General features: G+C 61.9%; 16 protein-coding genes. 8 read left to right on the top strand and 8 right to left on the bottom strand.

Going from position 1 to position 19,859, the window contains the following annotated elements; all coding sequences use genetic code 11:
- Positions 1-159 precede the first annotated feature (159 nt).
- Positions 160-1,026, top strand: a complete 867-nt coding sequence (gene hexR / locus J2Y83_RS28640) for a transcriptional regulator HexR (protein ID WP_003213447.1) — start codon at positions 160-162, stop codon at positions 1,024-1,026.
- A 219-nt stretch (positions 1,027-1,245) separates the two neighbouring features.
- Entirely contained in the window at positions 1,246-1,443 is a 198-nt protein-coding gene (locus tag J2Y83_RS28635) for a PA3496 family putative envelope integrity protein (RefSeq protein ID WP_253400187.1), read from the top strand.
- Here J2Y83_RS28635 and J2Y83_RS28630 read toward each other — a convergent pair.
- Positions 1,373-2,347 carry a LysR family transcriptional regulator gene (locus J2Y83_RS28630; protein ID WP_253400186.1) on the bottom strand — a complete coding sequence of 325 codons (975 nt, stop codon included), beginning with the start codon at positions 2,345-2,347 and terminating at the stop codon, positions 1,373-1,375. The two genes, J2Y83_RS28635 and J2Y83_RS28630, sit on opposite strands and share 71 nt — an antisense overlap.
- Positions 2,348-2,542: 195 nt before the next feature.
- On the opposite strand from J2Y83_RS28630, the gene J2Y83_RS28625 reads away from it, so the two are divergent.
- Together J2Y83_RS28625 and oadA are read left to right on the top strand one after the other, a co-directional pair.
- A complete protein-coding gene (locus J2Y83_RS28625; RefSeq protein ID WP_247405728.1) occupies positions 2,543-3,958 on the top strand; it encodes an acetyl-CoA carboxylase biotin carboxylase subunit in 1,416 nt (471 codons plus the stop codon).
- An 11-nt stretch (positions 3,959-3,969) separates the two neighbouring features.
- Positions 3,970-5,778: a sodium-extruding oxaloacetate decarboxylase subunit alpha gene (oadA, locus tag J2Y83_RS28620; protein WP_253400185.1), complete on the top strand. Its 1,809-nt coding sequence runs from the start codon at positions 3,970-3,972 to the stop codon at positions 5,776-5,778.
- 88 nt (positions 5,779-5,866) lie between these two features.
- On the opposite strand, the gene J2Y83_RS28615 is transcribed toward oadA, so the two are convergent.
- Complete coding sequence (locus J2Y83_RS28615) at positions 5,867-7,159, bottom strand: autotransporter outer membrane beta-barrel domain-containing protein (RefSeq protein WP_253400184.1); 1,293 nt, start codon at positions 7,157-7,159, stop codon at positions 5,867-5,869.
- 293 nt (positions 7,160-7,452) lie between these two features.
- On the opposite strand from J2Y83_RS28615, the gene J2Y83_RS28610 reads away from it, so the two are divergent.
- Both J2Y83_RS28610 and J2Y83_RS28605 read left to right on the top strand, forming a co-directional pair.
- A complete protein-coding gene (locus J2Y83_RS28610) occupies positions 7,453-8,793 on the top strand; it encodes a type II toxin-antitoxin system HipA family toxin (protein ID WP_253400183.1) in 1,341 nt (446 codons plus the stop codon).
- Positions 8,790-9,071, top strand: a complete 282-nt coding sequence (locus J2Y83_RS28605; protein ID WP_017850027.1) for a helix-turn-helix domain-containing protein — start codon at positions 8,790-8,792, stop codon at positions 9,069-9,071. Before J2Y83_RS28610 ends, J2Y83_RS28605 begins: the two co-directional genes overlap by 4 nt.
- Before the next feature lie 4 nt (positions 9,072-9,075).
- Here J2Y83_RS28605 and J2Y83_RS28600 read toward each other — a convergent pair whose 3' ends face one another.
- Both J2Y83_RS28600 and J2Y83_RS28595 read right to left on the bottom strand, forming a co-directional pair.
- Entirely contained in the window at positions 9,076-9,906 is an 831-nt protein-coding gene (locus J2Y83_RS28600; RefSeq protein WP_253400182.1) for an amino acid ABC transporter permease, read from the bottom strand.
- On the bottom strand, positions 9,903-10,724 hold the full coding sequence (locus tag J2Y83_RS28595; protein WP_017850025.1) for an ABC transporter substrate-binding protein: 822 nt from the start codon (positions 10,722-10,724) through the stop codon (positions 9,903-9,905). The genes J2Y83_RS28600 and J2Y83_RS28595 overlap by 4 nt, the downstream gene beginning before the upstream one ends.
- A gap of 113 nt (positions 10,725-10,837) precedes the next feature.
- Between J2Y83_RS28595 and J2Y83_RS28590 the strand changes: the two genes are divergently transcribed.
- Positions 10,838-11,740: a homocysteine S-methyltransferase family protein gene (locus tag J2Y83_RS28590; protein ID WP_253400181.1), complete on the top strand. Its 903-nt coding sequence runs from the start codon at positions 10,838-10,840 to the stop codon at positions 11,738-11,740.
- A 74-nt stretch (positions 11,741-11,814) separates the two neighbouring features.
- Here J2Y83_RS28590 and J2Y83_RS28585 read toward each other — a convergent pair whose 3' ends face one another.
- From J2Y83_RS28585 to J2Y83_RS28575, 3 genes are read right to left on the bottom strand one after another with little or no spacing between them, the layout of a single operon-like run.
- Entirely contained in the window at positions 11,815-12,486 is a 672-nt protein-coding gene (locus J2Y83_RS28585; RefSeq protein WP_253400180.1) for a GNAT family N-acetyltransferase, read from the bottom strand.
- A gap of 10 nt (positions 12,487-12,496) precedes the next feature.
- Positions 12,497-12,943, bottom strand: coding sequence for a GNAT family N-acetyltransferase (locus J2Y83_RS28580; protein ID WP_253400179.1), 447 nt, complete (start codon positions 12,941-12,943; stop codon positions 12,497-12,499).
- A complete protein-coding gene (locus J2Y83_RS28575) occupies positions 12,940-13,578 on the bottom strand; it encodes an FMN-binding negative transcriptional regulator (RefSeq protein ID WP_253400178.1) in 639 nt (212 codons plus the stop codon). The genes J2Y83_RS28580 and J2Y83_RS28575 overlap by 4 nt, the downstream gene beginning before the upstream one ends.
- A gap of 101 nt (positions 13,579-13,679) precedes the next feature.
- On the opposite strand from J2Y83_RS28575, the gene J2Y83_RS28570 reads away from it, so the two are divergent.
- Positions 13,680-15,230 carry a PLP-dependent aminotransferase family protein gene (locus tag J2Y83_RS28570; RefSeq protein ID WP_253400177.1) on the top strand — a complete coding sequence of 517 codons (1,551 nt, stop codon included), beginning with the start codon at positions 13,680-13,682 and terminating at the stop codon, positions 15,228-15,230.
- On the opposite strand, the gene J2Y83_RS28565 is transcribed toward J2Y83_RS28570, so the two are convergent.
- On the bottom strand, positions 15,215-19,786 hold the full coding sequence (locus J2Y83_RS28565) for a dermonecrotic toxin domain-containing protein (RefSeq protein ID WP_253400176.1): 4,572 nt from the start codon (positions 19,784-19,786) through the stop codon (positions 15,215-15,217). The two genes, J2Y83_RS28570 and J2Y83_RS28565, sit on opposite strands and share 16 nt — an antisense overlap.
- Between the last annotated feature and the right edge of the window lie 73 nt (positions 19,787-19,859).

The raw sequence follows: 19,859 nt of genomic DNA, 5'->3' as shown, positions 1-19,859 counted from the left end.
CGTGCCTTCAGCCTTTGTGGCTACAACTTGGCTGCCCTTAGATTCAAAGGGCAGCAGGGCGATTTAGTGATGCATCGGACGGGCAAAACGGCAATTCTTGTAGTATAACTACAAACTTGCTACATCCCTGGCATTGGCCAACAACAAGAGTCCTGTCCTTTGAACCTGTTGCAACATATCGCCCAGTCGCGCCACCTGTTACGCAAATCGGAACTCAAGGTTGCCGACCACGTGCTGCTTGACCCTGCGGCCGTAATGCACAGTTCCATGGCTGACCTGGCCCACAGCGTGGGCATCAGTGAGCCGACCATCGTGCGCTTCTGCCGCGCTATCGGTTGTTCCGGCTTCCAGGACCTGAAACTCAAACTGGCCCAAAGCCTGGCCGCCGGCGCGAGCTTCGGCCAGTTTGCGATTCACGAAGACGATTCCGTCGCTGACTACAGCCTCAAGATCTTCGACACCACGCTGCACACCCTGATGGAAGTGCGCGAGAAGCTCGACCCGGTGGAGCTGCAAAAGGCCGTGACGGCGATGTCCCAGGCCCAGCGTGTCGAGTTCTACGGGTTTGGTGCGTCGGGTGCGGTTGCGGCCGATGCCCAGCACAAGTTCTTCCGACTGCTGCTGACGGCGGCGGCCTACAGCGACCCGCACATGCAGGCGATGTCGGCCGTGACGTTGAAGCCGAGCGACGTGGCCATCTGTATCTCCCAGTCCGGCCGCTCCAAAGACTTGCTGATCACCGCCAACCTGGTGCGTGAAAGCGGCGCCACGCTGATCACCCTGTGCCCGAGCCAGACGCCGTTGGCGGAACTGTCCACGGTCAACCTGGCGATCGATGTGCACGAAGACACCGAAATCTATACGCCGTTGACCTCGCGCATCGCCCACCTGGTGGTGATTGACGTGCTGGCGATGGGCGTGGCCATGGCGCGCGGGCCGAGCCTGGTCAACCACCTCAAGAGCGTCAAGCGCAGCTTGCGCAGCCTGCGTCTCTCGCCCAAGTCCGTCAAAGCCCTCGACGACTAAGCGCCACACGGCGATCCAAATGTGGGAGGGGCTTGCTCCCGATGACGGAGTGAAGTCGACATCCAATCGACTGATCCACCGCTATCGGGAGCAAGCTCCCTCCCACATTTGCATTGCTTACCTGTCCAGAAGATTCATCGTCCTGTCATCCTTGCGCCGCCAAACCGTCATCCCCCACGCCCATCCTGAACTCCCCGCACTCGCATTGGGAGACTCCAAATGGCCCGGCCCTACGAAGATAGCAACAGCTCCGTCAAGACCCGTCGTCAGCAGGAAGACCAGCGCCGCATGGCGTTCCGTCGCGCAATCGAAGACCGTTGTGATCAACGCCAATTGCTGCAAAGCCTCACGGACTACCCGGAACTGCACTGGCAGGCACCCGCGGCTGCCCAGCGAAGCGCTCAGCCAGCGCGCTGATCTGCACCCGCTCGCTGCGGATAAAGCCCAGGAACGCATGGGCCACCGGTGACAGGCGCTTGGCCTTGGCCTGCACCAGGCACCAACTGCGGTACAGCGGCAGTTCTTCCACCGGCAGCTCCTTGAGCCCGCCGGTGGCCAGTTCCAGGTTCAGGGCGTGGCGCGTCAACAAGGCCACGCCTAGCCCTGCCACCACACACTCACGCTGTGCCTCGGCGGAGGCAACGTCCACCGTCTGGGTGAAGTGCACGCGTTTTTCCTTGAAGTATTCCTCGCACGCCAGCCGCGTGCCGGAGCCCGGTTCGCGCAGCAGCAGCGTGTAAGGCTCCAGGTCTTTCAGGCGCAGCGGTCCTTGCAGGCTCAAGGGGTGGTCGGGCGGCGCCACGGCGACAATCGGATTGTTGAGGAATGGCAGGAATTCGAGGCCCATGTCCTGAGGCACCATGGACATGATCACCAGGTCGTCACGGTTGTCCGACAGTCGGCGGATCACTTGGGCGCGGTTGACCACCGTCAGATGCAATTGCACCTCCGGATGCAGGCGCTTGAACGCGGCGAACAGGTGCGGCACGAAGTACTTGGCGCTGGATTCCACCGCCAGTTTCAACTGACCCTGCAGCGAGCCTTGCATGTCCGACAACTGCATATCGAGGTTTTCCAGGCGCCCGAAAATATCGCGGCTGGCCCGTTGCAGGGCTTCTGCCGCCTCGGTCATGTAGAGCTTCTTGCCGACGTAATCGAACAGTGGCTGGCCGATCAGCTCTTCCAACTGGCGAATCTGTAGGCTAACGGCCGGCTGGGTGAGGGACATTTCCTCAGCCGCACGGCTGTAGGAGCGCAAATCGCACACTTCATTGAAAATCTGCAGTTGACGTAATGTCAGCCTCATCAATGACTTACGCATTTTTTAAAGCCCCCGGTCGCGTCCAATCGACCAACTATAAGTCTTTACTTATGCACAACCCAATAATTATTGATTTTTGTTAATCCCTCAACGGGCTTAGTGTGTGTCTCGCGACTGGCTTGAAACATTTAGTCACGCGCCGACCTGAGTCTAGCGGGTCGAAGAACGCAGCAATCGGCTCAAGGGAATTTCCAAGTGATAAAAAAGATCCTGATCGCCAACCGTGGTGAAATTGCCGTCCGAATCGTGCGTGCGTGCGCCGAGATGGGCATTCGCTCGGTCGCGGTCTATTCCGACGCCGACCGCCACGCGTTGCACGTCAAGCGTGCCGACGAGGCCCACAGCATCGGGACCGAGCCCCTGGCCGGTTACCTGAACCCGCGCAAGCTGGTGAACCTGGCCGTGGAAACCGGTTGCGATGCATTGCACCCTGGTTACGGCTTCCTGTCGGAAAACGCCGAATTGGCGGACATTTGCGCCGAACGTGGGATTAAATTCATCGGTCCATCGGCGGAAGTGATTCGCCGCATGGGTGACAAGACCGAAGCGCGCCGCAGCATGATCAAGGCCGGCGTACCGGTCACTCCCGGTACGGAAGGCAACGTCGCCGACATCGCCGAAGCCCTCGTCGAAGGCGACCGCATCGGTTACCCGGTGATGCTCAAGGCCACCTCCGGTGGCGGCGGTCGCGGCATTCGTCGTTGCAACAGCCGCGAAGAATTGGAGCAAGCCTTCCCGCGTGTGATTTCCGAAGCCACCAAGGCCTTCGGTTCGGCGGAAGTGTTCCTGGAAAAATGCATCGTCAACCCCAAGCACATCGAAGCGCAGATCCTCGGTGACAGCTTTGGCAACGTGGTGCATCTGTTCGAGCGCGATTGCTCGATCCAGCGCCGCAACCAGAAGCTCATCGAAATCGCCCCGAGCCCGCAACTGACCCCTGAACAGCGCGCCTACATCGGCGACCTGTCGGTGCGCGCGGCCAAGGCCGTGGGCTACGAGAACGCCGGTACCGTGGAGTTCCTGCTCGCCGAGGGCGAGGTGTACTTCATGGAGATGAACACCCGGGTGCAGGTGGAACACACCATCACCGAAGAAATCACCGGGATCGACATCGTTCGCGAGCAGATCCGCATCGCCTCGGGCCTGCCGCTGTCGGTGAAGCAGGAAGACATCCAGCACCGTGGTTTTGCGTTGCAGTTCCGGATCAACGCCGAAGACCCGAAGAACAACTTCCTGCCGAGCTTCGGTAAGATCACCCGCTATTACGCGCCCGGCGGCCCCGGCGTGCGCACCGACACGGCGATCTATACCGGCTACACCATCCCGCCGTTCTACGACTCCATGTGCCTGAAACTGGTGGTGTGGGCGTTGACCTGGGAAGAAGCCATGGACCGTGGCTTGCGTGCCCTGGATGACATGCGCCTGCAAGGCGTGAAAACCACCGCCGCCTACTACCAGGAAATCCTGCGCAACCCGGAATTCCGCAGCGGCCAGTTCAACACCAGTTTTGTGGAAAGCCACCCTGAGCTGACCAACTACTCGATCAAGCGCAAACCCGAAGAGCTGGCCCTGGCCATCGCCGCCGCCATCGCCGCCCACGCAGGCCTGTGAGGAATATAACAATGAGCAAGAAGATCTTTGTCACCGACACCATCCTGCGCGACGCTCACCAATCGTTGCTGGCCACCCGCATGCGCACCGAAGACATGCTGCCGATCTGCGACAAGCTCGACCAAGTCGGCTACTGGTCCCTGGAAGTCTGGGGCGGCGCGACCTTCGACGCCTGCGTGCGCTTTCTGAAAGAAGACCCGTGGGAGCGCCTGCGCAAACTGCGCGCCGCGTTGCCTAACACGCGCCTGCAAATGCTGCTGCGCGGCCAGAACCTGCTGGGCTACCGCCACTACAGCGACGACGTGGTCAAAGCCTTCGTCGCCAAGGCCGCCGTCAACGGTATCGACGTGTTCCGCATCTTCGACGCGATGAACGACGTGCGTAACCTGCGTGTGGCCATCGAAGCGGTCAAAGCCGCTGGCAAACATGCCCAGGGCACCATTGCTTACACCACCAGCCCGGTACACACCATCGACGCGTTTGTGGCCCAGGCCAAGCAAATGGAGTCCATGGGTTGCGACTCGGTGGCGATCAAGGACATGGCTGGCCTGCTGACGCCGTATGCCACTGGCGAGTTGGTCAAGGCGCTGAAAGCCGAGCAGAGCCTGCCGGTGTTCATCCACTCGCACGACACGGCGGGTTTGGCCGCGATGTGCCAACTCAAGGCCATCGAAAACGGTGCCGACCACATCGACACCGCTATCTCCAGCTTCGCCTGGGGCACCAGCCACCCAGGTACCGAGTCGATGGTCGCCGCCCTGAAAGGCAGCGAATTCGACACCGGCCTCGACCTGGAACTGTTGCAGGAAATCGGCCTGTACTTCTATGCCGTGCGTAAGAAGTATCACCAGTTTGAAAGCGAATTCACCTCGGTCGACACCCGTGTGCAAGTCAACCAGGTGCCGGGCGGGATGATTTCCAACCTGGCCAACCAGCTCAAAGAGCAGGGCGCACTCAACCGCATGGGCGAAGTGCTGGCTGAAATCCCACGGGTGCGTGAAGACTTGGGCTTCCCGCCGCTGGTCACCCCGACCTCGCAAATCGTCGGCACCCAGGCGTTCTTCAACGTGCTGGCTGGCACGCGCTACAAGACCATCACCAACGAAGTGAAACTCTACCTGCAAGGCGGCTACGGCAAAGCGCCGGGCACGGTGAACGAGCAACTGCGTCGCCAGGCCATCGGCAGCGAAGACGTGATCGACGTGCGCCCGGCCGACCTGCTCAAGCCGGAAATGACCAGGCTGCGCGGTGAAATCGGTGCGTTGGCCAAATCTGAAGAGGACGTGCTGACCTACGCCATGTTCCCGGACATTGGCCGCAAGTTCCTCGAAGAACGCGACGCCGGCACCCTCACCCCTGAAGTGCTGCTGCCGATCCCGGAAGCCGGCGGCGTGGCCCGTGTCGGTGGCGAAGGCGTACCGACCGAGTTCGTCATCGACGTCCACGGCGAAAGCTACCGCGTCGACATCACCGGTGTTGGCGTGAAGGCTGAAGGCAAGCGTCACTTCTACCTGTCCATCGACGGCATGCCCGAAGAAGTGGTGTTCGAACCGCTCAACGAGTTCGTCAGCGGTGGCGGCAGCAAGCGCAAGCAAGCCACCGAGCCAGGCCATGTGAGCACCACGATGCCGGGCAATATCGTCGACGTGCTGGTCAAGCCAGGCGACGTGGTCAAGGCCGGCCAGGCGGTGCTGATTACTGAAGCGATGAAGATGGAAACCGAAGTGCAGGCAGCGATTGCCGGCAAGGTGACCGCCGTTCACGTGGCCAAGGGCGACCGGGTCAACCCTGGCGAAATCCTGATTGAAATCGAAGGCTGATCCAGCCTTCGACACTACCGCTTAATCCTCGGGGGAGCAGGTGCTCCCCTTTTTTTCGCGTGCAATTTGGCCGGCGCGCAGCGTGGGGTCAGAACCGCATTTGCCATTGGCCCATCAGGCCCTGGTTGCGGCTATGGTTGCCTGTTTCGCTGGCGTAGGTCAGGCCCACGGTGTGTTGCGGCGAGAGTGCGAGGTCCAGGCCGGCTCGGACGTTCAGGCTGTCGCGGTCCAGCGACGTGCCCTGGATGGTGAAGTCGTCCATCAGCCCCGGCGTAACGCGAAAGGATTGGCGGACCTGGCTGTCGACGTCGCCGTACAGGTGTTTCCAGTGGGTGCTGAGGTGGGGTGTCAGGGTCATCTGATTATCGAACCGATACAGCGACGCCAGGCGCAGGCCGAAAGTGCTGCTCAGATTCTGCTGGTTTTGCGAGCCGACGTTCAGCGCGGTCAGGCCACCCCGCTCCTTGAAACCATCGCGGTGATAGCGCTGGTAGCCGAGGCCGGCGAAGGGTTCCACGCTCAAATCCGCAGTGCCCAATTGGTAGCCCATTTCGGAGAAGACGGTTTGGCTGTTGGCGTTGTAATTGGCCCTGAGCTGCTCGGTGTAATCGAGCAGCTTGACGCTGCGCTTGTTCTGCCCGTCATGGCTGCTGTAGATCGCTCCCAGGCGCAGGGCCAACGGGCCGTCCTGACGCACGGCATAGCCGCCCAGGTGCCAGCTGTCGAGGTCGGCGGAAAAGCGCTGGGCATCCAGTTTGCTGCTGGATTTGGCCCCCATCACACCGACACGCCAGGCGTGGTCCAGCGCCCAGTCGGCACCCAGCAACAAGCCTTGAGTGCCATGTTTCAGACCGGCGCTGCCGGCTTTTTTGTCGAGCGTGCCGTCGTTGCCCAGGCTTTGCACCCAGAAGTGGCCAGCGTCGTCGGCGGGCAGGCTGCGCAGGACCGACAGCAGTTGGGTGCTCAGTTGCTGTGTGGTGTTCTGGGTCGCGGCCGCGAGGTTGGCGTTCTGGCTGGCGGCCAATTGCTCAAGGGCCGCGCCGATGCCGCCGGGCTGCTTGGTCAGCGCGTCGGCGAACTTCTCCAGTTCTTTGATTTGTTCGGAGGTCAGTTCGCCGGACTCCAGCAATTGAACCAGCGCGGGCTCCAGGGCCTTGGCGAGCTGCAGGCCATTGTGCGTGGTGGCTTGCCCAGTGAGGTAACCGTCGATGGGTTCGGCTTTTTCAGGCGACACGTCGGCCCACTCAGCATCAAGCGCGTCATAGGGTTGGAAATGATACGGCCGGTATTCGATATCGCCCCGCGCCTGAGCGTGTTGAAGGCTGGCGGCGCTGATCGCAAGCGCCATGACAAGTGCAAGTCGTTGGTGTGTAAAGGACATGTGATCCCAACCTCTGATGAATGAGGCCGGAAATTTAGCGAGATAGCGGGGCGATAACTGTCAGGCTCTCGACCCCTGGTTTGCGGGAGTTGTCTCTAGTGCGGTGCGATTAAAAACGCATCGGGCTTTGTCCGCGACAGGATAAATGGCTATCTCATTTGCATTAAAATGCATTTTTAGATTAATTCTGGCGGTACAAATGCATTTTAATGCGTAAATCTGGTCATCTGCTGAGCGGGAAATGCACTATATTGCAGTACGCGTCCCGAACATTGCTTGCCAGGTGCACTTAAATGCAGATGGAAACGACCTACTCTTTGATACTGCAGATTTTCACCGCTGGTCATTGGCGTGACGCTATGCGGTTGGAGTTCTCGGAGCCTGAAAAGGGTTTTGATGGACCTTGCAGGTTTCATTATCGACAGGATTATCTAGTCGATAACCTGGACGCTGTCCGATTGCCTTTTTCCAAATCTGTCAGTGCGCGGTTTCCACTGGAGTGGGATGTTGCGGTTCTCAAGAAAGCGCCTGCTTTTTTGCACGATATTGCACCGGCAGGGGCGGCTAAGCGTTCTTTGATGAGCCGTATCGGCCACGAGAGGCCGGAGGGCGTCAGTACCGATTTGTTTTTACTGGGTCGCAGTACGCCGGCCCCCATTGGCCATATGCGGGTCAAGGAATCCGTGCAGGCACTGGACGGTACCGCACCGATTGGTTTTCCTCGTCGGGAAGTGATCAACCGCGATAACAGCTTTCTGGAATATGCCTATGAACAAGGCGCGGCAATCGGCGGGGCAACGGGCGCGGGCGGTGAGGCTCCGAAACTGTTGATGACGCAGAATGCTGATGGCTTGCTGTACCCGGACGCTACCCTGAACGATGCCGAGGTTACCCAACATTGGTTTATCAAGTTCGCACGTAACCAGGCGACCCAGAATGATCAAGACATCCTGAGAAGTGAATACCACTATTACAGAGCACTTCAGGTCCTGGGAATCGAGACGGTGGGTGCAGAAGGGCTGGCATTGGAAGAGGCCACCAAGCCGAGCCTTTGGATGCACCGCTTCGATCGCAAGATCAGTAACGCCGGTGTCGAACGATTGGCCGTTGAGTCGATTTATTCCTTGGCGGGAGTGACGACGCCTGGCAGTTACATGGATCATCTTGAGGTGATCAGACTGCTGGTGAATCAATGGCGCGCGGTTGGGCAAGAAGAGCAGGTTGCCGATCTGGTTGCGGAGTACCTACGCCGAGACCTGTTGAACAAGGTGTTGGGTAACTCGGATAACCACGGGCGAAATATGTCGATCATCCGAGGTACCGACTCTCTGCGTCTGGCGCCGATTTATGACTTGGCCCCCATGGTGATGGATGCCGAGGGCGTTACCCGAACGACCAAGTGGCCCAAAGCGCTGGAAGTGGCAGGTGATATCAATTGGCGAGGGGTCTGCGATGCACTGGCCGAGATTATTGACCCTGAGCAAAGTTTTGAGCGGCTGCGACAAGACGCCGAACACTTGCGAGCTCTGCCGGACATCTTGGCTGCAGGCGGTTTGCCAGCGGTCACCTTGAACCACCCCAGCGTCCCGTTGGGGAAACTGGACATGCGTCTGAAGCAATGGGGGCTGAAATGACCATTACCCTGGATGCCCGCGCCCTGTTAATCGAACGTGTCGAACAGGGGCTGGCTGACGGTTCCCTTGCAATTGGCGAAGCCGTGCGCCGCCTGCGCACCGAAGTCACTGGCCTGCACCAAAGCCAGTTCGCCAAGATGTGCAAGATTTCCGTGCGTACCCTGGTGCATATCGAACACGGCGAGGGCAATCAAACCCTGAAATCGCTGAACGCCGTGTTCCGCCCCTTTGGTTTACAGATGGGCGTGGTCAAGGTGCGTCGCGAGTGGGATGACTAAGTCCTCACCCCCGTCGCACATACCCCTTGCCGTAATGCCGCTCCATGCGCGCCTGGATCAGTTCCAGGCCGAGGGACATCACCCAGTAAATGATCGCCGCCGTGGTAAGCATTTCGATATAGCGATAGCTGGAGCGGCCGTAGGATTGCGCGAGGAACATCACTTCCCACACGCCCATCACCGAGATCAGGGACGAGTCCTTGAGCATTGAGATGAACTGGTTGGTGGCGGGCGGGACGATGGTGCGCATGGCCTGGGGCAGGGTGACGTGCCAGAAGATCGCACTGTCGCGCATGCCCAGGGCCAGGGCGGCTTCCCGTTGGCCGTGGGGTACGCCGAGGATGCCGGCGCGGAAGATCTCGCTCAGGTAGGCGCCGTAGTTCAGCGACAGCGCGATGATCCCGGCGACGATGGCGCCCGGCACCAGGCCCAGTTGCGGCAGGCCCAGATAGATCAGCAGGATCTGGATCAGCAGCGGCGTACCGCGAAAGAACGAGGCATAGAAACTCGCGACGCCAAAGGCCACCGCGCTTTTCGACAGGCGCCCCAGGGCGGTGATAAAGCCCAGTACCGACGAAGCCGCGATCGAGCACAGGCACAGGAACAAGGTCAGCGCCGCGCCTTGCAGAAACCCGTTGGGCGCCAGGTGCACGCCGACCAGATTGGGCAGCTTGTCGAGGATGATCGAGAACTTCAGGTCAAAGCTCAGGAAGAAACTGGCGAACAGGCAAAACAGCGCGGCCCAGGTCAGGTACAGGCGCGTGCGAAAACCGAAGAGTCGCTGTAGTCGCGACGCGCTTGTCGGCGGCTTGGGCGGAGTGGGGAGTGCGGTCATTGGCTGATGTCGGCACCGATCCATTTTTGCGACAACTTGCTCAAGGTGCCGTCCTGTTTCAGCTGTGCGAAGACTTCACGCACTTTGCTGTCCCACTGCGGGTCGCCTTTTTCGATGGCCACCGAGTTGGGCTCGGCGTACAGCGCTTCGCCGGCCAGCTTGAAGCGCTTGTCCTGGCTCAGGCGCGGTTGGGCGGTGACCAGGTTGGTGAGGATCGCATCCAGGCGCACACCGGCGCCCAGGCCCAGGTCCTGGAAGGCCACGTTGTCGGTGTCGTAGGGGGCAATCTGCACGTTCTCGAACGGGTACTGCAGTTGGGTGTCTTCGGCGCCTTCGATCACCAGGTTTTTGTTCAGGTAGCTCTCGTAGCTGGAGGCGCTGGTGAGGCCGACTTTCTTGCCGCTCAGGTCCTTGGCGCCGTGGATGCGCTCATCCTTGGCATTGACCACGATCACCGCAGGCGAGGCGTAGTACTCCACCGGGAAGTCGAACACTTCAGCGCGGGCCTTGCTTGGGGTCATCGAGCAGATGCAAATGTCGTAACGCCCGCTCCAGCGACCGGCGGCGATCACGTCCCAGGAAGGGGTCTCCAGGCGCAGTTTCACGCCGAGTTTTTGCGCGACGGCCTTGGCCACGTCAACGTCGAAACCGTCGAGCTGGTTCTGCTCGTTGAGGAACGAGAAGGGTGGGTAGCTTTCCATCAGCACGCCGACCAATTCGTGGTTTTGCTCAACCCGGTCCAGGGTTGCACCGCCGAAGGCTTGGGTGGAGGCAGCCAGCATGGTCAGGCCCAGGGCCAGTAGCGGTTTGAGTTTCAAGAGAGGCACCCGAATAAAAAAGAAGTTGTTATGAAGCGAATTTACCGTATTAAATAGTTATAAGAGCGACTCTCATAGTGAGTTATTTTCATAAGCTTATGAGTAAAAAGCATATGGCCGCAGTACGCACAGTAATTCTCGATGGTGGCATGGGCCGCGAACTGCAACGCCGCGGTGCGCCGTTCCGGCAGCCTGAGTGGTCGGCGCTGGCGTTGAGTGAAGCGCCGCAGGCGGTGGAAGCGGTACACGCGGCTTACATCCAGGCCGGTGCCGACGTGATCACCAGCAACAGCTACGCCGTCGTACCGTTTCATATCGGCGAAGCGCGGTTTGCCGCCGAGGGCCAGGCCCTGGCGGCGTTGGCCGGTGAACTGGCGCGGCGTGCGGTGGTGGCATCCGGCCAAGCGGTACGTGTGGCAGGTTCCCTGCCGCCGCTGTTTGGTTCTTATCGGCCCGACCTGTTTGAAGCCGATCGGGTCAGCGAGCTGCTGACGCCCTTGGTGACCGGCCTGGCGCCCTATGTTGACCTGTGGCTGGCGGAAACTCAGAGTTCGATCGTCGAGGCGCGGGCCATCCGTGCGGGTCTGCCGGCGGACGGCAAGCCGTTCTGGCTGTCGTTTACCCTGAAGGACGAAGACACCGACGAGGTGCCGCGCCTGCGTTCCGGCGAGCCGGTGGCCGAGGCGGCCGAAGCGGCTGCGCAGTTGGGGGTGCAGGTGCTGTTGTTCAATTGCAGCCAGCCGGAAGTGATTGGCGCGGCGATTGACGCGGCACGCCAGACCTTCGAGCGCCTGGGGGTGGCGATCCAGATCGGTGCCTACGCCAACGCCTTCCCGCCGCAGCCCAAGGAGGCCACGGCCAACGACGGCCTCGACCCGTTGCGCGACGACCTCGACCCGCCGGGCTACCTGCAATGGGCGGCCGATTGGCAGAAGCGCGGCGCCAGCCATTTGGGCGGTTGCTGCGGGATCGGCCCGGAGCATATTGCGGTGTTGGCCGAGCAGCTTGCCGACTGACACCCGGTACGGATGGCACTGACGACCGAGTGTGGGGCAAGCCCCACACTCTGCTCCTGCGCTGTCTGTGGGATTTAGGCGCGGCACTCCGCCAGGCTTTTCAATTGCCCCGAACCTGCCTGGTTGGCTTCCGACAGCCAGTGCTCAAACCCTGCCCCGATCGGCGGCCATTCCGAGTCCAGGATCGAATACCACGCCGTGTCCCGGTTCTGCCCCTTGACCACCATGTGCTGGCGGAACACCCCTTCAAAACTGAACCCCAGGCGCTCGGCGGCATATTTGGAGCGGGCATTGCCGTTGTTGCACTTCCACTCCAGCCGGCGGTAGCCCAGCTCGAACGCATGCTTGGCCAATAGATAAACGGCTTCGGTGCTTTTCGGCGAGCGCTGCATCGGCGCGCCGAAGGTGACGTGGCCGATTTCGATGCGCCCGTGGGCCGGGACGATGGACATCAGGCTGAGGATGCCCTGCACGTCGCCGTTGGCGCGGTCGATCACGCTGAAGAAATACGGCTCGTTGTGCTGGGCATGGTTGTCGAGCCAGGCATCGAACGCGGCGCGGTCGCTGAACGGGCCATACGGCAAATAGTCCCACAGCTTGGGGTCGGCGCCGGGGCCTTCGAGGGCTTGCCACAGACCGTCGGCGTGGCGTCGCGGGTCGAGTTTTTCCAGGCGAATGAAACGCCCTTCGAGCAGTTGCACCGTGGGCGCCGGGACGCCTTGCCAGTCGGCGAGAGAAGTGGACATGCTGCGCTCCTTAAAGACCTTTGCGAAATTGGATGAAACCAGGGCGTTCGGCAATGCGTTCGTACAGTTGGATCGCGGTGGCATTGGTTTCGTGGGTCAGCCAATGGACCTTGCAGCAGCCGTCGGCTTTGGCCGTGGCGTAGACGAATTCGATCAATTTGCGGCCAACCCCGCTGCCGCGCTGGGCCGGGTCCACCAGCAGGTCTTGCAGGTAGCAGGAGTTTTCAATGCTCCAGTTGGAACGGTGGTAGATGAAGTTGACCATGCCCACGGCTTTGCCGTCTTGCCAGGCGAGCGCGGAATGGGTCGGCTCGCGTGCGTCGATCAGGCGTTGCCAGGTGCTCTGGCTGACGGCGTCCGGCAGCTCGGTGTTGTAGAACTGCAAATACGCTTGCCATAGCGGCAGCCAGGCGGCGTGGTCGGCGGCAGTGACCGGGCGGATGTCGATCGGGCTCATTCTGGGGCTCCTTGAGGAATGAAACGGGCGAGGGTCTGGTCGCGCACGTCGAGGCTGGCGGCCAGCCCTGCGCGCACGCCCTGGATGTCGGCGGCACTGCGGTTCTGGCTGAGTTTGCGTTTGCCGATCAGGCGTTCGATGGGCAAGGCGAAACCGACGATGGCCTTGAGCATGCCTTCAATGTAGTCGGCCGGCGCGTCGCTGACTTTCCAGGGCTGGGCGCGGCGGCCTTCGTGGCGGTCGGTGAGGGCGCTGACCACGCCGAGCAGGCGCTCGGCGTCGGTAAACACGTCGGCCGTGCCGTAGGCGTGCACCGCCAGGTAATTCCAGGTGGGCACCACTTTGCCGTGCTCGGCCTTGGCCGGGTAAAACGCCGGGCTGACATAGGCGTCGGCCCCGGCAAAAATCACCAGCGCTTCGCCGCCGTTCTGCAGGTCGTGCCACTGCGGGTTGGCCTTGGCCAGGTGGCCGTAGAGCGTACCGTTCGGGCCTTCGTCCGGGTTGAGCAGCAGTGGCAGGTGGCTGGCTTGCAGGCCGTGCTCACCCATGGTCACCACCTGCGCCAGGCGTGTGTGCTGGATCAGTTGCTGCAGTTCGGGTAAATCGTCGAGGGCGAAGGCGCGCGGTGTGTACATGAAAGTATTCCTTGGCGAATGCCTGCATCCTAGGCAGGCTAATGGTTCGTTGTAAGAGCCATCTAGGACCCATTTTATAGGTCCAATTCCGGAGCCTGCCTATGTCGCCCCCTGCGCCGCCGCTGTCGTTCAACCCTGCGGGAATCGAGCTGGATCGTCGTCAGGGGCTGACCCGCCAGCTGTACGAAGCCTTGCGCCAACGGGTGCTGGACGGGCGATTGGTCAGCGGCACGCGCTTGCCCGCCACACGCGACCTGGCCGCGGCGTTGTCGATTTCGCGCAACAGCGTGGTACGCGCCTACGATCAGCTGTATGCCGAGGGCTTCACGCAAAGCCGGGTGGGCGACGGGACTTATGTCGCCCAACTGCCCAGCTCAAAAAAACTATCCACAAAACTGTCCACAGGGTTATCAACAGGCTTATCCCCAGCCTTATCCACAATCGACCTTAAAAAGGCCGATATTCCGCGTGAAAAAGTTATCCACAGCGCGGCCCTGGATCGCCTCGAAAACAACCATTTGCCCCTGCCGCCCACCGGTCCACCACGGGCGTTCCGGGTGGGGGTGCCGGCCTTCGATCTGTTCCCCTTTGACGTCTGGGCCAAGCTGAATGCGGCTTTTTGGCGCAAGCCGGACCTCGAACTCCTGTGTTATGGCAACCCGGCCGGGGACGAGCGATTGCGCGGGCTGATCGCCGCTTACCTGCGCAGTTCGCGGGGCATGCAATGCACGGCTGAGCAAATTGTGATCACCAGTGGCGCACAGCAAGCAATTAGCCTTTGTGCACAGTTGCTGGTGAGCCCCGGCGATAGCGTGGCGATTGAAAATCCCGGCTACCGCGCCGCCGGTCATGCGTTCGCCCTGGCCGGTGCGCACCTGCAGGGTGTGGCGGTGGACAGTGAGGGGATCGACTGCAGCGTATTGAACCGCCTCGACAACTGCCGCCTGGCGTATGTCACCCCGTCCCATCAGTACCCCTTGGGCGTGGTCATGAGCCTGGCCCGGCGCCTGGAGTTGCTGGCCTGGGCCGAACGCAGCGGGGGCTGGATCGTCGAGGATGACTACGACGGCGAGTACCGTTACAGCGGCGCGCCGCTGGCCCCGCTGGCGGCCCTGGATCGCAGCGGGCGGGTGCTGTATGTGGGGACGTTCGGCAAAGTCGCGTTCCCGGCGCTGCGTCTGGGTTACCTGGTGTTGCCGCCGACGCTGGTCGACGCGTTCGCCCAGCGCCGCGCCGTGGATGTGCGGCACTCGGAGGTCAGCACCCAGGCGGTGATGGCGGAATTCATGGCGGCGGGGCATTTTCAGCGACACATCCGGCGCATGCGCCGCGCCGCGCTCAGCCGGCGCAACGCACTGTTGGAGGGCTGGCCGGGCGCGCTGCCGGGGGTGGGCAGCCTGCCCAATAGTGCCGCAGGCCTGCACCTCACCGTGCGGGTGGACAGCCTCGCCCGCGAACAACAACTGGTGGCGCAGGCCCGCGCGGTGGGCGTGGAGGTCAATGGCCTGAGCAGCTATTGGCTGGCGCAGGCCGGGCCGCCGGACGATCAGCGCGCCGGCCTGGTGCTGGGCTTTGCCGCAGTGCCCGAGGTGGCGATCCGCCAGGCGCTCGGGCGGTTGCGCGAGGCCTGGACAGGTCAGGCTGAGGGCTGAGGCGGCTTGGCTTTCAGGAACAGCGAGCGGGCCAGGTGCAGGCCGATTTCACTGCGGTACACGGCGATGTCGCTCAAGGGTTCGAACCGGCCGCCCATCAGTCGTTGCTGGCGGTTCTTCAGGTGGGCTGCGGTGTAGGCTTCTTCCGGCCCGGTGAGGGTGGGGTAGTGAAAGTGCGCGTACCACAACGGGCGCTTGGTGTTGGCGTCCACCACCGCATATTCCTGCAGGAAACCCTTGTCGCGCCCCCTCAGTCGGGTGCGGGGGCCGACAGGCGGGTTGACCGTCACGGCGCCCTCGCGCAACAGCAATTCGACGTGCGCCGCCTCCGGTGGTCGGCGTTTGAGCACTTCGATTTTGATCCGTTTGCCTTCCCGGTAAAGCTGGGTGATCGCCTCATCGAGGCGGCGGTTAGTCAACGCGGCTGACGGCGAGGCGCTTTCGGTCTGGTTGCTGGAGGTCAGCGCCTCTTCGATATCCTGGCTGGCCCGTTCGAGTTTTTTGGCGTGCTGGTGGAAGCGCTCTTCGATTTCCACCGGCAGTTGCCGGGTTTCCTTCGCCCAGGCTTCCTTGTTGGTGATAAAGGCGTTCACCCCATCGACCAGCGCCTGACCGGCGCTGATGCTGTTTGCCAGGTTACGCGCCTGGCTGCGGGAAGCGGGCTTGGGCGTCAGTTCGCGTTCGACCCACACCCCCGGCTCCTTCTCATGGAAGGTCGCAATCACTTTGCCGGTCAGGGGTTCCTTCACGTCGACCAGTGTCTTGCCGTCTTCGCCGGGGCTTTCACGCTCTTCGCCGACCACCATCCCCTTGAAGCGCGTCTTGATGTATTTTTTCTTCGTCCTGGGGGCGGCGCGCGACGGGCCAGCAGTAGGCTCCATGGCTCTGCGTTCGCGAAGCTGGGTCGTCAGTTGTTTCTCTGCGTGTCGCGCGAACTCGTCCACCTGTTTGCGCAGGTTTTCCAGGTCGGGCTTGTTGAGGTCATTGGGAAACTCGGCCGGTAGATCCACCAGGTTCTGGTCCACCCTGGAGAATTGGTCCATCAGGCTGTCCAGGGTTTCGATCAACTGCTCCGGCGGCACCGCGTTGCGCGGTTGCAGGGCCTCTCTGAAACTTTGGACCGCCAGCTCCGCCACATCGACGATACGGTGCAGGGCTTCCCTGGCGTCGGCGCGCGTGGCCGATTCGCCGTCGGCCACGCACAGGAAGTGGCCCAGGGTGATCTTGAACGCCTTGAGATCATCAAGGGCATAAGCGGGCAGGTGCGGCTCATGCAACTGGATCAGCCGGACCCCGAGCGCGCCTAGGGCGCGAGCCTCCTTGAAGCGTGCCTGAAGGTAGCCCAAACGTTCCACCATCGCCTGTGTCGCGTCATACATGGTGCGATAGTGAACGGCGGGCAAGGCGTCTTCTTCAACGCCCTCGATATCGAGGTGGCCCTGTATGGCTTCCAGTTGTTCGCGAAACGGAACCTGTTGTTCGCTGATGGCCGAGCGCGCCAGAAACAGCTGATGTTCCAGGTAGCCGGCCATGGCGTTCTGATAGTTGGGCACCGTGTCGAGAATATTCAGGGATTTGAGCTGGGAAATCGGTACGTCGATTTCTTTGAGGCGTGTATCCACCTGTTCGAGAAAGGTGGTTCTGGCCGCGGCTCTGGTGTCGTCCGTTGCGCTGTCGATGGCGCCTTGCAGGGCTTCAATGTCGTGCTGGCGCTGGGCCTGCTCGCTGTCGAAGGTTGCCAGTTGCCGGCGTAAATCGGTGATTTTCGGCGGCCTGAGGGCTTCGCCTTTTTTGCGGCGGCTGCGCAGGCCGCCTGCGCGCAGGCGCAAGCGCGTGTCGACGAACCATTGACCCAGGCGATTGGTGATCAGCGGCGGGCCGCGCCGGCCGGGTTGGCGCGGATCGATGATCAACACGGTGTCGTTTTCGTCGACCATCACTTCAAACCAGCGTGTACCCACCGGCGCATACCAGTGTGCGGTTTTGGCGTAGAGATGCTGATGGGGGCCTTCCACCGTCTGTTGCGCGCCCAATTGATCGGGTTTGGGCAGCGCGAAACTGTCGAGGAATGTCCCCAGGTTCTGTGCGCTGCGGTTCAGGGCGCCACTGATGTGCAGGGTGTGTTCGTGGTCGACGGGCAGTTCTTCTGTGGCGATATCCGGCTTTTGCACGGCTTCTACCGTGGCCTCCGGGGTCGGCAATGCGGGCGGTTCGCCAGGTTTTTCGAGCGGCGATGCAGGCTGGTGCGCCGTGGCGACGTGCGTCGCCAACACCATGCCGAGCGTCAGCAAGATATCCACCAGCGCCGAGAGCCCGGCTGAACGGTCACCGATCTCGTTGGCGTCGACCATCTGTTGCAGGTCATCCATCAGTTGCCAGATCCAGGTCGCGGCGCCCGCAGCGCGGCCCATGAACGGCAGCGCGGTATTGAGCATCAGCCACCCGGCATGCTTGAAACTCTCCCAGCGCGCCTCGGCGTTCGACACCGACTGGCGATCGGCCAGGGTGACCAGCGCGTCGGCGTTGGCCCGGAACAGCGTGGCGAAGTCGTCGTTGCGCAGCACTTCGCGGCCCAGGTCGATGGGCCCGGTCATCACCAGTGCGTTGAGCGGGTCGTTCAGCAGGCTGGTAAATACCCACGGCGAGGGCAGGCTGCCGGGAAACACAAACTGCGCATACGCCGTTCGCACCTTGTCGGGCAGCCAGGCCAGGACCGATTGGCGCAACGGCGTGTCTTGTTTGATCGCGTACAGCAGGTTGGTCGGTGACGGGAACTGCATCAACGCTTGGTTGGACAGTGGACGGTAGAGCAGGCAGGGGCCTTGTTTCGGGTCTTGCGGGCCAATGACGAACATGTTGCCGACGACGTCGACCGCCGAGCCCGGGCGGCGTTTGGGGAGCAGGGACAAGCGGCGGATGACCACCGCCGCGCCGTCGACCACACGCGCTGCGCTGTCTGGATTCATCACCGCGCAGACATAGCGATAGCCCTGTTCGCTGAGGCCGTAGACCCCTCGGACTTTGTACTGTAACGCCAGTAAGGGTAGTTGCAGGCGTAATTGAGCGGTGTAGAGACGTTGCCGGCGCAAGGACTCGGCAGGGTCGTCGAGCAACATGCGTTTGACCAGCGCCGGGTAGTGCTCACCAATGTTCGCCTGGGTAATCAACTGCTCCAGGTAGGCCGCCGTCATCCAGGCGGGTACGGCGCTGGCGTTTTCATAACGGACGGTTTTGTTGCCCAAGGGCAAGGCGATCAGGTTTTCCAGGGCCAGCTCGGCCAGGCTAAAGGTTTGGGTCTGGATGTTTCCCGGCACGATCAGGGTGCCCCACACCTGCACGCTGGTGACGCTGATCCGCACGTTGTCCAGCGTGGTGCGGGCCACGCCGGGGTGGTCCTTGATCATCAGGGTGTGGATCGCATCCAGGGCAAAATCGCCGATGTGCTTGATCCCGTCATCGAAGGCTTTACCCGCATGCTGCAGGTGCAGGGCCGCGAGGTCCATCATGTAGCGCCCGTAGGTGGCCTGATCCGACGGGGATGCGGTGAGTATCCAGTCGGGCAAGGCGCCATGCACCCAGTCGATTCTGTCTTGATCGAGCGGCGCGCGCGGGGCGATTTCGCTGGTCGGCTTGTCGTGCGCCATGGCCGGGATCAGCTCATCGCTATCGAACGCGATTGCGCCGATCGCCTGAATCTGCAAGGAAATAAACGCACAGGCCTGCTGTTCGAAAAAGTCCCCGGCAGGCTGGAACAATCGCCAGTGGAGCTTGGCCGCCTGTGCAGTGGTGACGCGAATGCGCAGGGAATCGCCAAACGCCTTCAGGCTTTTGAAGGAGGCGTACCCGTCGGCGATCGAATAGCTGAGGATGATGTCACGCTCGCCAAGGCGCCCGACCAGCACCGCCAGCGCCGACAGGTTGAGGTGTTTGACCTGTGTGGCGTGCTCCAGGTCGACGTCGATCAGATAGGCCTTGGTCGCGTATTTGTCCTGGGGCAAACGCCGGGCGGAATCCGGCGTGTGGAACACCGCCCTGGCCATATTGCATTCATCCTCGTCCCAGCCTTCCACGCTGTCGACATTCCAGATCGCCCGCAAGGCATTGGCAAAGGTGCGCCAGCGCGGGCCTTTGTGGTGGTCGTTCTCGTTCCAATACGCGAGTTGTTGCTCTTGATAGGCGACGCGCAGCAGCGGTGCCAGCTCATTGATCAGACGGCCGATGGCGTCCACTTTGACCGGCAGATGCACGTTCGGCCCGGCGGCGGATTGATAGATCAGGTAGTGCTCGCCGTCGAGCCACGTCACTGGCACGCCGGATGTTGCACTGCGGCACAAGGCGCCGGTCAGCGACTGGAGTGTCGGGGCACCGGGCAGGATCGCCCCGGCCGTGATCCGCCAGCCTGGCGTCACCAGCGTGGTCAGGTCGGGGTCGATGGCGAGATCCGGGTACAGCTCGCGCACGCTCGAGCGCAGGGTGGCGGCCGCGACTTCGCGCAAGGACGGGCCGGTGGTCAGTTGAGTCAACAGGTCATTGGCGCTGGGGGGAAATGAGGGCAAGGGAGGGCTCCTGACGGGCGAGGCGGGCTGCCGAATGCAGCCCAGCACCTCGACCACGTTAGGGCGCAGGCCC

It is taken from the genome of Pseudomonas marginalis (genome assembly GCF_024169655.1).
GTDB lineage: Bacteria > Pseudomonadota > Gammaproteobacteria > Pseudomonadales > Pseudomonadaceae > Aquipseudomonas > Aquipseudomonas paraveronii.
Note: the sequence above shows the minus strand (reverse complement) of the source record. Positions and strands in the feature narration are given on the sequence as shown.

Excerpts from the sequence above, each read along its gene's own strand:
- J2Y83_RS28635 (WP_253400187.1), top strand. The coding sequence starts at position 1,246 with ATGGCCCGGCCCTACGAAGATAGCAACAGCTCCGTCAAGACCCGTCGT.
- J2Y83_RS28630 (WP_253400186.1), bottom strand. The coding sequence starts at position 2,347 with ATGCGTAAGTCATTGATGAGGCTGACATTACGTCAACTGCAGATTTTC.
- oadA (WP_253400185.1), top strand. The coding sequence starts at position 3,970 with ATGAGCAAGAAGATCTTTGTCACCGACACCATCCTGCGCGACGCTCAC.
- J2Y83_RS28615 (WP_253400184.1), bottom strand. The coding sequence starts at position 7,159 with ATGTCCTTTACACACCAACGACTTGCACTTGTCATGGCGCTTGCGATC.
- J2Y83_RS28610 (WP_253400183.1), top strand. The coding sequence starts at position 7,453 with ATGCAGATGGAAACGACCTACTCTTTGATACTGCAGATTTTCACCGCT.
- J2Y83_RS28605 (WP_017850027.1), top strand. The coding sequence starts at position 8,790 with ATGACCATTACCCTGGATGCCCGCGCCCTGTTAATCGAACGTGTCGAA.
- J2Y83_RS28600 (WP_253400182.1), bottom strand. The coding sequence starts at position 9,906 with ATGACCGCACTCCCCACTCCGCCCAAGCCGCCGACAAGCGCGTCGCGA.
- J2Y83_RS28590 (WP_253400181.1), top strand. The coding sequence starts at position 10,838 with ATGGCCGCAGTACGCACAGTAATTCTCGATGGTGGCATGGGCCGCGAA.
- J2Y83_RS28585 (WP_253400180.1), bottom strand. The coding sequence starts at position 12,486 with ATGTCCACTTCTCTCGCCGACTGGCAAGGCGTCCCGGCGCCCACGGTG.
- J2Y83_RS28580 (WP_253400179.1), bottom strand. The coding sequence starts at position 12,943 with ATGAGCCCGATCGACATCCGCCCGGTCACTGCCGCCGACCACGCCGCC.
- J2Y83_RS28575 (WP_253400178.1), bottom strand. The coding sequence starts at position 13,578 with ATGTACACACCGCGCGCCTTCGCCCTCGACGATTTACCCGAACTGCAG.
- J2Y83_RS28570 (WP_253400177.1), top strand. The coding sequence starts at position 13,680 with ATGTCGCCCCCTGCGCCGCCGCTGTCGTTCAACCCTGCGGGAATCGAG.